Below are 13,432 nucleotides of genomic sequence, written 5' to 3'. Positions count from 1 at the left end.
ATACACATAAAAACTCAGTATTTTCAAAAAATTCCCGTTCGAAATCTGACATATTTTCGTCAATCTTTCTTCTAAAAAGAAAAAGGGGTTTTCTACCTGTTTCAAGAAATTATAGTGCGGAAGTAAATAATATATGAGTGGAGGTTTTACTATGCAAAAAACAGAAATGCCGCTTACAAGTAATTTGCATACGACAATCCAAAACATGATGAAAGATTTGAACGTCCCAGGAGCTGCAGTGGCCATCGTAAAAAACGGAGAAGTAATATTCTCAGAAGGTTATGGGTACAGTGATATAAAAAATAAAAAACCAGTTACCCCAAAAACATTATTTGCAATCGGTTCATCAACAAAAGCATTTGGTACTTTTTCTTTAAGCTTACTTGAGCAGCAACAAAAGTTTAATTGGGATACACCTGTACAAACGTATATTCCAACTTTTTCACTTCACGATCCGCTAGCAAGCTCACAAACAACAGCTCGCGACCTAGCATCTCACCGCACTGGTGTCAGTTGCCACGATTTACTATGGTACGCAGCCTCCTTAAGTAGAAAAAATATCGTTGACAACATTCGCCACTTAGAACTAGATGCACCGTTCCGCACAGCATTTTTATATAACAACTTAATGTATGCCACAATTAGCTCTATCGCAGAAAACATTACAAATGAAACATGGGAACAATATGTTACAGAACATATTTTAACCCCACTTCAAATGGAACATACAAACTTCTCAGTTACCACTTCACAAAAATCAGATGACCATGCACTTCCTTACATTGAGAAAGATGGAAACATAACGGAAGTACCTTTCTGCAACCTTGATACAATCGGTGCTGCTGGATGTATGAACTCTAATATAGAAGATATGACAAAATGGGTATTCCTTCATTTAAATAAAGGAAAAGTTGGCGAACATGAACTGCTTGCACAAAATCTGCTTGAGCAAATGTATACACCGCATATCCCAATTCCAGATGACCCAATGTTTTCTGTGCCGGAAACTCCATTAAACAGTTACGGTCTTGGCTGGTTTATTAGCGCATATCGCGGCCATAAAGAAATCCATCATGGAGGGAACATCGACGGATTCTCAGCACTTGTCTCCTTTATGCCAGAACATAATATTGGTCTTGTCGTTTTAACAAATCGTGGTAACACATTACTCCCTTCTTACCTTGCACATCAAATTTATGATAAATTGCTTGGATTAGAACCAATTGATTGGCATAAACGTGCGATAGAAAATACGGAAAAGTTTAAAGAAATGATGAAAGAAATGAACAAACCACTACCACAAGTAAAGGAAACTGTTCTATCCCATCCGTTAAAAGATTATACCGGAACGTTCGAACACCCTGCTTACGGCACAATTGAAGTACACAAACGAAATGAATCATTATATTTTAAATTTGCGTCATTCGACATTGAAATGAACCATCACCACTATGATATGTTCCATACGAAATGGAATGTTTTCCAAGTAGAAATGGACATACTAATTTCTTATGAAATGAATCCAGCAGGTGAACTGCACGAACTGAAAGTACACTTCCCAGCAACGTTAAGTACGAAGCCGCTTCTGTTTACAAAAATAAATAACTAGAACTTATCCCGCTATTTGTGGGCAGTAATACTCCCACCTCAAAATTTGGCAAAAGCATTGTCCAGCTCCAGCGGTTAGAATCTCCGGCCGTTTCGCCCCCTCGGACGAGGCAAAAAGCGCCTCTCTGTCAGGGGCGTGGGCGTCCTGCGATTCTGAACGAGCCGCTTCCGCTTTTCTTAAGAAGTTAGGTGGGAGATAAACTGCTGGCATGCGCCCGATTGGTGAGGGCTAATAATCAGTGGGGGATGAAGAAAACCCCCACTGATTAAAGTTTCACTTTATATTTTTGTAGCTTTTCTCAAAAACAAAAATGCTGATTCTTGTTACATCACATAAGAAACCACATGATTAATTTGTAATTTTAAAGGCAAGTGATAATACATGACGTTTTTTATAACCAATATCTTGTCTATAATGTTGCACATTATATGAAACAAAAAAGTACATCACTTTTCTATATAGTGGTGCACTTTTTTGTTTCATAAGGCCTCAACATAACCTCATGTATAACAACAAATATTTCTAACCTATTTTTTCATATACAGGGTCAGAATGTAAAAGATATGAAGTTTCTTTAAACAAATTATTTTATATATTCCAAGGGTTACTATTTATATCATTGTTATATTTATATTCAATTTTTTCTTTTCCACACTTTTCACACTTATAAAAACTAGCTATCCCCATCTGCCCTGTTTTAAAATTTTCACTATCCTGAGTTTTAATGAATTTATATTTGTGTATACATTTAGATTCTCTTACTTTATTCATCCATTTTCCTAACATAAAGCAATCACTCTCCTTTAGAAGATATTCCTCCTGCATTTCTACATTTAGAATATCCTACAAAAGATTTCCAATCAATGAACACGTTATCTTACTCTCTTTGCATCACACTTGACTCACGGTGTACAAAAGGATTATTTTGTTTAAAAAGCCGATTTTTTATTGACAACATACACGCACTCTTTAACTCCACACCACATAATGTAATGTAAATCCGCTGGAATTCCTATAACGACAGCCCTCATAGTTTATTTCCTCACCAAAAGGAGGAATAGATCATGGGTTTTGCTGGTTGTGGTGGCTTCGGCGGCGGATTCGCCTTACTGATTGTGTTATTTATCTTATTAATCATAATCGGTTGTAGTTGTTTTGGAGGTGGATTTGGCTGTTGACGCTAAGAGAAGACACTCAATTCGAGTGTCTTTCTTTATTTATCGAATACTTTTCCCTCACCTTCGTGCGTGCGTTCATCTAAACAGGGCCATTTACCATGATGAATGTCTTGTATTTCATCATTCGTCATATGAAAAGTGTAAAACGTATAAAAAAAGAATCTATATCCCTTTTTGATATAGATTCTTTTTTAGTGAAAAAATGTTTAGAACATTTTCTTTATATGTAATTAGAAAATTTTATGAACGCTTATATAGCGAAGTATTTATTACTAAAATAATTGAAGTTACGACTAGAAAATATCCCCAATGCTATATACCCTGATTTTTTAAAATCAGGGTATTTCTTTTTAATCACATAAAAACCACTTAATGCACAAGCCATACCTAAAAAAGTTATTACATAATCTCGAAATAATTCCTCGAAGGAAAAGACTTTCTTACTATCTCTAAACTGAATAGGGAAAAATATTATGTTGATTGATGCATTTACTAACATAAAATTCAATACATATTTTCCCCCTATATATTTGTGAATACTTAATAAATTAATTTTTCTTATCCCTCCATATAATTTTTTTCAGAGACATAAAAACAATTAATGAAATAGAAACTCCAACTGTAACATCTGAAGCAAAATGAGCCCCTACTATAATACGACTAATTGGCACTAGTATCATCCACATAAGAATGAAAATCCAAACACCTATTTTTTTATTTTTTAATGAAGCGAAAGATTCTGGTAATAAACTCAACCAAATGATCAACGCTGCATTAGCACTATGACCAGAAGGAAATGACATAAACTCATCACTTTTTGTAATTCCTTGAGGTATAAACCATTTTGAAAATCCTTCGAAAGACCCAATAGAAACCATATGACGATAACGTTCTCTACCCCATCCTAGTTTCATTAGATTAAATGTAATTAACACAATAACTACACTTAATAATCCGATTAATGCAACATCTCTTAATCTAGGATTATCATAATTACTCCATGATTTGGAAATCATATAGCAAGCTACAATAAAACAAATCATAATAATCGGAATTAAGGATTTTGAAATAGGAAAATAATTTACTAGCATAAATGAAGCTATAAAAGCGAACAAAAGAATGATTACGCCATAGCCAATCCCAGAAACATAATACTCTCTTGAACCTTTATTCATTCTAGTTTTAAATAAATATATACTAGAAAATAAGGCAATAAGCATCGCTGGAATTTCTCCTACACCTTGTAAAATAAGGGCAATCTTATTATTTGGTTGATATAGACTATGGGATATCTGTAGGTCTGTAAATGCAAAGATAAATAGTAAAATAGCGAAACCTGAAATTAATATCACTTTTCTATTTTTCATCATTCACCCTACTTCCCACTATGCTTCAATATAAAATTCCCCATCTCCATTGCTAAATCTTCACTTTGAGGATAGACACCTACATTGTCTCCATAAGCGTGCCCCAAACCACGATAGAGAACAGTCTCAGTTTCAACTCCTTTTTTAGTCAATTTAGCTGCATACGCTAAACATTCTATCATTAAAAAGTCATGTTCTCCTACCGTAATAAATGTACTTGGATAGTTTGGAGATACATCAACATATGGACTTAAATACTTAGAATTAATTTCTTGCGTACCAAGTATTTCTGACATACTTCCGACCAGTGAGTGCATTATATTAAGCATTTTTTCTAATCCTTTTTTATACTTAGGTGCAATTTCATACTTATCTATATTCCAAGAATAAAATTCATCCTCATAGTTACACATATTAATTGTAGGATACAGAAGTAACTGCCCCTTAACGTACTTCCCACCATCTTCCATATCTCTAGTTGTACAATACTGCGTTAAGTTCCCTCCTGCACTATCACCTGCCACAAAGATATTATTCTTGTCACCACCTAATGTGTCAGCATTCTCATAAATCCACTTTAAAGTAGTATAACAATCTGTATGCCCAATTGGAAAAGGATTTTCCGGAGCTAATCGATAATCTACAGAAATGGCTAATATATCTGTTTTTTCTACTATCAATTTTACAAGTTCTTCTACCACATCAGGTGATCCCGCCATGAATCCTCCACCATGAATAAAGTATAGAATTGGCGCATTCTCTCGTTTAGAAATGCTATTATAAATTCTTATCGGAATATTATATCCATCTTCTGCTTTAACTGTTTTATGCGTAATTTTAATGTCTTTAGTGACAATTGGAACACTTTTAATACCATTAAATTGTTTTCTCATATTCTTTACCGACTTTTCAGAAGCATCCATTCTCATCATATTTTTAGGCATAAACCTCATTACATTCATTTGAACCTTGGTGTCTTTATAAAGACGTGGATCCATCGCTCCTTTTTCATCGCAATCTGGTATGTTTTTCACTAAGACTTCTGCTCCTTGTACAATGATAGTTTCTTGTTTTTCTTGAATTTTTTCTAAAAGGTCTAAGTCATATTTTCTAGTCATCTAGTATTCACCCTTCCTTATTTTAAGCGCTTTCATTTCGTCGAATGATATAATCGTATAAAGTGAAACTTTAATCAGTGGGGGTTTTCTTCATCCCCCACTGATTATCAGCCCTCACCAATCGGGCTTTTACGGGCAGTTTATCTCCCGCCTAACTTCTTTGCTTCCGCTGAATTTTGAGGCGGGAGTATTACTGCTCGTTAATGCGGGATAAATCTCCATTGAACCTTACTTTATTTACTATTACTAAATAAAAATACGTTCCATGTACAAAATGTAACATGAAACGTATTTTTATTGTTGTTCCTATTTGATGTAATTATTGTCGTTTTTTGATATGATGTTTTTTCTATACTGTAATGGTGTATATCCATATTTTTCTTTAAACTGTGAAATAAATGATTTTACATTTGGAAATCCGTGTTTTATTGCTATATCTTGTATAGAATTTGTGCTACTGATAATATCTTCATAAGCTTTATAGAGCCTGTATCTCGTTAAAAAAGAGGTAAAATTTGATCCAAAGGATTTTTTGAACATACGGGAAAAATGTTCTTCACTTACAAAAAAATGTTTGGCTACATCTTTCAATTTGAGTTCTTCATCATAATGTTCATAAATATACGTAATCATCTGCTTCTGTCTATTCCCCAGTTGAAAATCATTGTCTACATTCTCCCCATCTTTACAGTATCGCAATAGAATATAAACGATTTCATAAATCAAGCTATTAATTTTTATATAACTTAAATCATCAGAATTTGTGACTAATTCCTTTAGCTCAAAAAATATTTGTTGAAGGTTTGTTTTCTGAACAACTGATTCTTTTATATTAAATCTATATTTATCAAAATCTTCATTTACCTCTTTAAGAAATTCATAAGAAATAATTAGCATCATTACTGCACAACTTGTATTTTCAACTTTTTCAAATTCATGAACATCTCCACTGTTTACAAAAATGAATTCGCCAGCTGATACTTTCTTTTTTTGCCCATTCACATACAAAAACACTTCTCCATATACTACTAGGCTAATTTCAATACTTCTATGCCAGTGAGGGGGAATATAATAGTGAAAATCAGTTGAAAACAATGTATCCTCTATATATTCAACCATTCCTGGAATTCTATCACGTAATTTTATTTCTTCATATTCTCCTTGCCTGATTTTCAATAGTTAACCTTCCTTTTCATTATAAATATTCACTCTATTTTAAAACCTCTCCAATAATGCCCTTCATTTGATGAACGCCTAAATCGGTATTTGTCATAATAACCACACCTGCTTCTAAATATGGATAGGCCACGAGCATACATTGAAACCCTATTCCCCAACCAAGTGACGAAAATTCAATTTCTTGTCCTGTACTATCCAGAAAAACAGCTAAACCAGCCCATTCTTTACACCCTTGTGAGGTAATGAGTTCTTTTGCCTTACTTTCAGAAAGACCAATTTTACTTTTACCTTTTAACGCATTCATGACTTCAATTATCAAAATTGCTAAATCTGTTGGTGTTGTCCAAAGTCCGGAAGCTGCTGGATATGGATAGATCGGATATTTGCTAGAAACGACTTCTCCTTTTTTATTGTGACCATAAGAAAATCGTCCACTGTTTACAGTTAATGTTGTTTGTTTGTATATACTGTTTTTCATAAGTAACGGTTCAAATATATGCTCGTCCATTAATTCCACGAATGATTTACCACAAACATCTTCTATTAATTGTTGTATGATACAAAAACCTGCATCAGAATATTGACAGTCACTTTCTGGTTCATATTGCACTTCAATACGTTCTTTACAATACGGTGTTCTTCCTTCTAGTAGCTCAACCATTGTCGGATTACCTAGAGTAGAATTATATTCACAAAAACTCCCCTCAGGATCGATTATTCCAGATTGATGGCTAAGTAATGTTCGTAACGTAATTTTTTTATTTTGCGTATATGCATTTTCAGGAACCTTCCAAGAGGTAAGGCTATTATTTATATCCTCATCTAAATGAAGGATACCTTGGTCGGTTAATTTTAATACTAACATTGCTGTTAAGAACTTACTAATCGAACACGCATTAAAAATAGAATTACTGTTTACATTACTATTCGCTCCCGCTTTCATGACACCAAATTCTTTTGTCATATGTACCTCACCATTTTCAATGAAAGCGATACTTAAACCAGATACATGATAGTGCTCCATACGCTCGGGAATATTTATATTCTTTAATTTCATATATAAACCTCCATTTTATCCCCCATTAACAGACAGTAAGCCCTACTGATGGAGGTTTCGCTTTATCTTTTATTCCATTAATCTACTTCACTCGCTTAATCAAAAAATAAAATCCTGCATTCACAAATATACAGGATTTTTATTAATCTTTTTACAACTTATACTACTAATTTAAAATTACTTGAATCATAGTTTTAGATAGTTACTTTACATCCCCATATTCGGCGCATACACAACTTCTACTATGTAACCGTTTGGATCGTGAAAATCGATCGTATAATATCCTTCCGAATACTCTTTCACTTCTATCGGTCCACGAATGATTGTAGCATGAACATTATGTAAAAAACTCGCTACTTCATCAACTACAGAGCGATTCATTGCCTGGTAACAAATATGCCTTGGCCCTAATGTTCTTACAAGATCTGCACGAATCTCTTTAAAATATATCTCTGTTTTCCCTGTACTAAAAGCTATTTCATTGAGTTGTTTCCAACCAATAATCGAAAATAATTGACGATAAAATTCAATTGATTCCTCTATGCTTGCTACCCAAAACTCAATATGGTGAATACCAGGTTCAAACGTTTTCTCCGGCATACTCTCCTTGCTCCCTTTCCCAATTCACATTATTGTGAATGTACAACACTTACAATTTCTTCTGGTACATTCACAATATAATTCGGAGATTCAGCCTGAACTGTTTCTATCACATCATATCCCCAGCTTACCCAAATCACTTCTACACCAATTTTTTTACAAGATACGATGTCTCGAAGCTCATCTCCTACGTAAATTACATCTGAACTTTTCAGTTTCTTTGCTTTTAAAAATTTCTTTATCATCTTGTCTTTTCCGAAAATATTGTTAGAACAAAAAACATCTTGGATAAAATCAATTTCATTCTGACATAAAAATTCGCGAATATGCTCCTCAGCGTTTGAGGATACAATGACAATTTCATAGCCGCTTTCTTTCAACGTCTGCAACACATCTATGATTCCATCGAACAAAGTAAGATTTTGAATCGATGGTTGATATAATTTATAAAATTCTAATGCGATCATAGGGATTTTATACAGGGGCACATGAAGCAATTTACACCTCTCTGGAATTGATAACTTCCGCAACGCTTCAACATCCTCTTCTCTTACCTGCTTAAAACGGTGTTTCTCTGCTATTTCATTAAAAATAGGGATAAAAATATCTTTAGAATCCACTAACGTACCATCAAAATCAAACATAATATATTTACTCATTAGCAATGCTCCTTATTATCATTTCTTTTCTATTATTTATACTTATGAATTCTCCTTCAAATCGATATATCCTTTTATTTACAAAAAAAGAACAAGGTATCTCTCCTTGTTCTCCTTTTTCTATGACAGCCATTGCGGTGGTGTATTCGTATTCCAATAAATATCACCAAGCTCGTGGTGTGCTGTAAAGTCATCATCATAACGATGGTAATGAAAATTAAAATAATAACCCGCTTGCGGTGGATGATCTCTTCTTACGTGAAAACGAAGTAAGTCATCTCCAGTTTTTGTATTATAAACATGAAAAATCTTTTCATTTTTCCCACCGGCTGGTTTTTGCGAAATTGCTAAAGACTGTAACGAATCTTCCGGTGTATGATTCGCAAGGTTTGCAATTGCTTCTTCTATTTTCGGCAATATAACATCTTTAAACTCATCTTCAATTACTGGGCCAATTTTTGATCCGAATTTCTCCATCGATTGCCGCTCAGCTTCCTGCATCGCATAGGAAAGAAATGCTTCCGAACTTATATCACTTGACTTTTCATCCAGTGCATACGACGGTTGCTCTAGATTTTGTTGTTTTGTAGGCTTGTCCGCTTTTGCAGTATCAAGCAGTGCAGAAGGAGGTGTTACTAATCCAAATGTAAATACAGTAATTAACGCGACGAGTGTCTTTTTCATCCAATTTGGCATGTTGTATCCCTCCCTTTCTTTTTATATTTTTATAACTATTTCTTCTATTATACAAAATGATGCCAATTTTTGCACTTTACAATTTTAATAACGTTAACATCATTTGAATATGAAATAGTAAGATTTCATATAATAAGTATTATTCCTTGATTTGACTAGGAGGGGTTTCCTTTTGACACTTGACCTTCTCTTTTCAGCCGTAAGCATTTGTGTTCTCATCTATTTTATGTATGTGTCGATTACGGATTAACAAAAAAAGAGCTATTCAGCTCTTTTTTTATTAGGAATAAGTAACAGCCATACTGTTAGTCCAATGACAATCACTACGCAAACTAAAGCAGGAATCATATAAAATTGCGCTAGTCCTGCAATGCCATATACACATAAAGCTGGTAGAAAAAGATACGTCTTTGCCTTCTGTGACAACCATAGCTTCTTCCCTTCTGAACAATATAACTGTAAAAATAGTTTTCCAGAAAAAACTTTCCATATATCGCTTGAGTAACGATATATTGCAAATAATGCAAATGAAATAGCAATTGCCGCAATCCACCACGGTGCACGCCAAACGGCAATTGCACTTACAAAAATGATGCGAATGTAAAAACCACCAGCATCGCCCGAACGAAAATATTCCTTTAAAAAAGCTTCAATGATTCTAGCATCATTGCTATTTCCTAATAATATACGTTTAGAACGGGGAAATAACCACGGCTTCGCTGCATTTGTAGGTTTTTGTACTTGACCTCCAAATGTCATAATTTGCGTTGTCCATCTCATTCCCTCTCCCTTTTCTTTTTCAATTTCTTTAAAGAAAAAGCGACGGTACTCAATTTTCTCTTTTACTAAGAAAAAACTTATGATAAAGAGAAGGAAAAAGAACAAAATTGTATAAAAAGACTGTTGTAATATATATCTACATGTTATTCCTACATATACAACGCCTACAAAAAAGAGAATATTTTTAATAATGATCACTTGCCACTGTTTATGAAACCGAACATCAATATACCGTTGTAACAAGGAAAGTGTGAAACGAAAGCATGTCAAAAAGACAAAGCAGAAAAAAGCTTGTATACCTGTTCCATGCAGACTTTTCAAAAGGATGGGTAGAAATAATATTGTTACAAGTGCACTTGTGAAGCAAATACGACAAAATGAATATATCATTCCATATTTCATCATTTGTTTAACTCGATCTGGAAATTGAATTAAAAACAAACTGTCTGCTTGTTCCAGAAATGACCGCACACTTCTTGAATACGTTGAACCGTAAAAAATAAAAAGTCCGATAGACAAATATAATACATCTTCATCTTTTGGTCCACTTTTCCAAAGCGAAGCGTAGTATATCCAGCTAAATACAAGTGCTGGAACAACTGCATATAATGCAATCGTCCAATCAACAACAGAGCGCACTGCCTTCCATTTTCGTTTTATTTCATGAAGTAGCCTTTTATAAAATAGTGTTCTAATCATGCTGCTCCCGCCTTACAATCACATCAAAACAATCTAACAACGTCCCTTCTGGCATGTTAGCAAGCGTTTGAATACTACGTAAATCTCCATTTGCAAATAACGTTCCTTCTGAAATTAATAAGAAACGCTCACATATTCTTTCTGCTGTATCTAACACATGTGTGCACAGTAAAATACCTGCTCCGCGTTCCTTTTCTTTATACAAAAAATTGAGAAAATCACGAGTTGCCGTTGGATCTAACCCAATAAACGGCTCATCAATAATATAAAAATCAGGCTCTGTTAAAAAAGCTAAAATGAGCATTGACTTTTGTTTCATTCCTTTTGAAAACTTCGACAGATATTCATGCTTATGCTTGTCCATCCGAAATGTACGCAACAACTCATCCGCCTTTATTTCCCAGCTTCCTGATTCTACATCCCTAGCAGCCATTAACAGTTCAATATGTTCCCATAATGTTAAGTAATCATAATACGTCGGATGTTCTGGAACATAGGCATACGGATTCTTTTTCTCTCCAAATGAGACTTCCCCGTCCATATGCGCCAATAATCCAAGAATCGCTTTTATCGTTGTACTCTTTCCTGCTCCGTTTGCGCCAATTAAAGCAACTAGTTCACCTTGTTCAATTGAAAAGGCGATATTATGGATTGTTTGCTCTCCATATTCGTATCCAGCTGAATTTATATGTACTTGCAGCAACTATATCCCTCTCTCTATATATAATTACAATAAATTCCTATGAAAATAATAACATGTTTTTCAATAAAAATACTTTTTAATCTAATACGTAGTGAAGATACCATTCATACGCAGGAAAATACTCTCAATAGTAGAATACTTTATATTCTGGGCTCAAAATATTTTTTATTATTCCACGCACATCTTCTAATAAAACATTTCTAGTAAACAACGCGAAAGGACATTTATTATGACAATTAAACGAAACATCGAAGCTGCTTTCATCGACCGTGACGGTACAATTGGCGGCGATACGACGATTCATTATCCTGGAGAACTTCAGTTATTTCCATTTACTCAGATGGCTCTAACTAAACTAAAAGAACAAAACATACAACTATTTTCTTTTACAAACCAACCGGGCATTGCTGATGGCAAAGCAACAACAGAAGACTTTATTCAAGAACTAGAAGCATTTGGTTTTGATGACATCTATCTTTGTCCGCACCGACACGATGATGGCTGCACTTGTCGTAAGCCTGAGACAGGAATGCTTCTTCAAGCAGCGAAAAAACATCATCTTGATTTAACAAAATGTGTTGTAATTGGCGATCGTTGGAGCGATATTGTTGCAGGTATAAAAGTCGGTGCTACAACGATTTTAGTACAAACAGGTGCTGGATACGATGCTCTGCATACGTACCGTCATAAATGGACAAACATGAATGCTGATTATATTGCCACGAATCTAGAGGACGCTGTTTCATGGCTCTTTACACATCAAAATATAAATAGCAATGCCGTATAATGCGGCATTGCTATTTATGTCTTTCAACTTGTATTTATATATGGATTTTTATAAATTTAATTCATAATGGAAATAGCGATCATCTCTTATATAACCGTTTCCTACATATAAACGCTGTGCTGTTGCATTATCTACTTCCGTTTGGAGCTTTAATCCTTTTGCACCTGTCTCCACTGCAAATTGCTTCGCCTTTGCTAACAATTCTTTTCCTACTCCAGTTCCTCTTGCCTCTTTTTGCACAAATAAATCATTTAAAATCCACAGCCGTTTCATCGAAATAGACGAAAAAGAAGGATATAGCTGTGTAAATCCAACGTATTTTCCATCTTCTACTGCTACAAAGATAATGGACTCTTTTCGCTCTAAACGTTCACGTAAAAATTGTTCTGCTTTTTCTATATTAAAATCTTGTCTATAAAACATGCGGTACTCATTAAATAATGATGCTACTCCTTGTAGGTCTTCCATAGTTGCTTGATATATTTTCACTTCTCTTCGCTTCCTTTCCAATAGTTCTTCATTAAATCTGTTGCCCAGTCTGGCTGCTTAATTTCTTCTCTTGGCAAAAACTCTTTCATAACTGGCTTCATGTCTAAAATAGGGGTACCATCAATCGCATCTAACCCTTGCACAACTAAGCGCTTTCCTTCTCTTCGTACTACTTTTACAATCGTAGCACCTAATTGATTCGGACGATTTTTCCCCCGCTGTGCAAAAATACCCACTTTCGGATACTCTTCATTATTTCGAGGATGTCTTGCTGTGTACTGAATGTTCTCTTCTCTCACTCTATCAAAATAAAAAATCACTTCAATATGTGAAAATTGTTCAACCCCTTGCAAACTCTCTTCTGTATATAAATCTGTCAACTCAATAACAGATTCAATTTCTCCCCACAAATCATCTTCTACATGGATTCGTTCATTATGTACAAAAGCGATCGGTTGTAACGAAAACATCGTATGCCCCCTTTTTTGTAACCACTTACATTATAATATAT

The 13,432-nt window shown here is 34.3% G+C and carries 16 protein-coding genes; 3 read left to right on the top strand and 13 right to left on the bottom strand.

The annotated features are described in order from the left end of the window. Positions 1-151 precede the first annotated feature (151 nt). Entirely contained in the window at positions 152-1,609 is a 1,458-nt protein-coding gene (locus MR076_RS14335) for a serine hydrolase (protein ID WP_242221642.1), read from the top strand. A 588-nt stretch (positions 1,610-2,197) separates the two neighbouring features. Here the strand turns inward: MR076_RS14335 and MR076_RS14330 are convergent. Then, on the bottom strand, positions 2,198-2,395 hold the full coding sequence (locus MR076_RS14330) for a hypothetical protein (RefSeq protein ID WP_242221640.1): 198 nt from the start codon (positions 2,393-2,395) through the stop codon (positions 2,198-2,200). A gap of 278 nt (positions 2,396-2,673) precedes the next feature. On the opposite strand from MR076_RS14330, the gene MR076_RS14325 reads away from it, so the two are divergent. Beyond that, the gene (locus MR076_RS14325) at positions 2,674-2,787 is read left to right on the top strand and encodes a YjcZ family sporulation protein (RefSeq protein ID WP_090913000.1); all 114 of its coding nucleotides are present in this window, start codon (positions 2,674-2,676) and stop codon (positions 2,785-2,787) included. A gap of 250 nt (positions 2,788-3,037) precedes the next feature. On the opposite strand, the gene MR076_RS14320 is transcribed toward MR076_RS14325, so the two are convergent. The 10 genes from MR076_RS14320 to MR076_RS14275 all read right to left on the bottom strand — a co-directional run bounded on the left by MR076_RS14320 (position 3,038) and on the right by MR076_RS14275 (position 11,645). Continuing rightward, the gene (locus MR076_RS14320) at positions 3,038-3,295 is read right to left on the bottom strand and encodes a hypothetical protein (protein WP_242221639.1); all 258 of its coding nucleotides are present in this window, start codon (positions 3,293-3,295) and stop codon (positions 3,038-3,040) included. A gap of 40 nt (positions 3,296-3,335) precedes the next feature. Beyond that, positions 3,336-4,154, bottom strand: coding sequence for a phosphatase PAP2 family protein (locus MR076_RS14315; RefSeq protein ID WP_242221805.1), 819 nt, complete (start codon positions 4,152-4,154; stop codon positions 3,336-3,338). Positions 4,155-4,162: 8 nt separating this feature from the next. Then, positions 4,163-5,272, bottom strand: coding sequence for an alpha/beta hydrolase (locus MR076_RS14310; RefSeq protein ID WP_242221637.1), 1,110 nt, complete (start codon positions 5,270-5,272; stop codon positions 4,163-4,165). Positions 5,273-5,578: 306 nt separating this feature from the next. Then, positions 5,579-6,448, bottom strand: coding sequence for an AraC family transcriptional regulator (locus MR076_RS14305; protein WP_242221635.1), 870 nt, complete (start codon positions 6,446-6,448; stop codon positions 5,579-5,581). 34 nt (positions 6,449-6,482) lie between these two features. Beyond that, positions 6,483-7,508, bottom strand: coding sequence for a serine hydrolase domain-containing protein (locus MR076_RS14300; RefSeq protein ID WP_242221633.1), 1,026 nt, complete (start codon positions 7,506-7,508; stop codon positions 6,483-6,485). A 207-nt stretch (positions 7,509-7,715) separates the two neighbouring features. Next, positions 7,716-8,108, bottom strand: a complete 393-nt coding sequence (locus MR076_RS14295; RefSeq protein ID WP_242221631.1) for a VOC family protein — start codon at positions 8,106-8,108, stop codon at positions 7,716-7,718. A gap of 29 nt (positions 8,109-8,137) precedes the next feature. Further along, a complete protein-coding gene (locus MR076_RS14290) occupies positions 8,138-8,767 on the bottom strand; it encodes an HAD-IIIA family hydrolase (RefSeq protein ID WP_242221629.1) in 630 nt (209 codons plus the stop codon). A gap of 120 nt (positions 8,768-8,887) precedes the next feature. Beyond that, positions 8,888-9,463, bottom strand: a complete 576-nt coding sequence (locus MR076_RS14285; RefSeq protein ID WP_242221627.1) for a YpjP family protein — start codon at positions 9,461-9,463, stop codon at positions 8,888-8,890. 261 nt (positions 9,464-9,724) lie between these two features. Then, a complete protein-coding gene (locus MR076_RS14280; protein ID WP_242221625.1) occupies positions 9,725-10,942 on the bottom strand; it encodes an ABC transporter permease in 1,218 nt (405 codons plus the stop codon). Further along, entirely contained in the window at positions 10,935-11,645 is a 711-nt protein-coding gene (locus MR076_RS14275; protein WP_242221623.1) for an ABC transporter ATP-binding protein, read from the bottom strand. The genes MR076_RS14280 and MR076_RS14275 overlap by 8 nt, the downstream gene beginning before the upstream one ends. 229 nt (positions 11,646-11,874) lie before the next feature. Here MR076_RS14275 and MR076_RS14270 point away from each other — a divergent pair, with 229 nt between their 5' ends. Then, positions 11,875-12,432, top strand: coding sequence for an HAD-IIIA family hydrolase (locus MR076_RS14270; RefSeq protein WP_242221621.1), 558 nt, complete (start codon positions 11,875-11,877; stop codon positions 12,430-12,432). A gap of 48 nt (positions 12,433-12,480) precedes the next feature. Here MR076_RS14270 and MR076_RS14265 read toward each other — a convergent pair whose 3' ends face one another. Together MR076_RS14265 and tsaA are read right to left on the bottom strand one after the other, a co-directional pair. Then, a complete protein-coding gene (locus MR076_RS14265) occupies positions 12,481-12,921 on the bottom strand; it encodes a GNAT family N-acetyltransferase (protein WP_242221619.1) in 441 nt (146 codons plus the stop codon). Further along, positions 12,918-13,391 carry a tRNA (N6-threonylcarbamoyladenosine(37)-N6)-methyltransferase TrmO gene (gene tsaA / locus MR076_RS14260; RefSeq protein WP_242221618.1) on the bottom strand — a complete coding sequence of 158 codons (474 nt, stop codon included), beginning with the start codon at positions 13,389-13,391 and terminating at the stop codon, positions 12,918-12,920. Before tsaA ends, MR076_RS14265 begins: the two co-directional genes overlap by 4 nt. Between the last annotated feature and the right edge of the window lie 41 nt (positions 13,392-13,432).

This window comes from Bacillus cereus group sp. BfR-BA-01380, from assembly GCF_022663535.1.
GTDB lineage: Bacteria > Bacillota > Bacilli > Bacillales > Bacillaceae_G > Bacillus_A > Bacillus_A cereus_BB.
The sequence above is the reverse complement of the archived record's forward strand: the minus strand, read 5'-3'. Positions and strand labels throughout refer to the sequence as shown.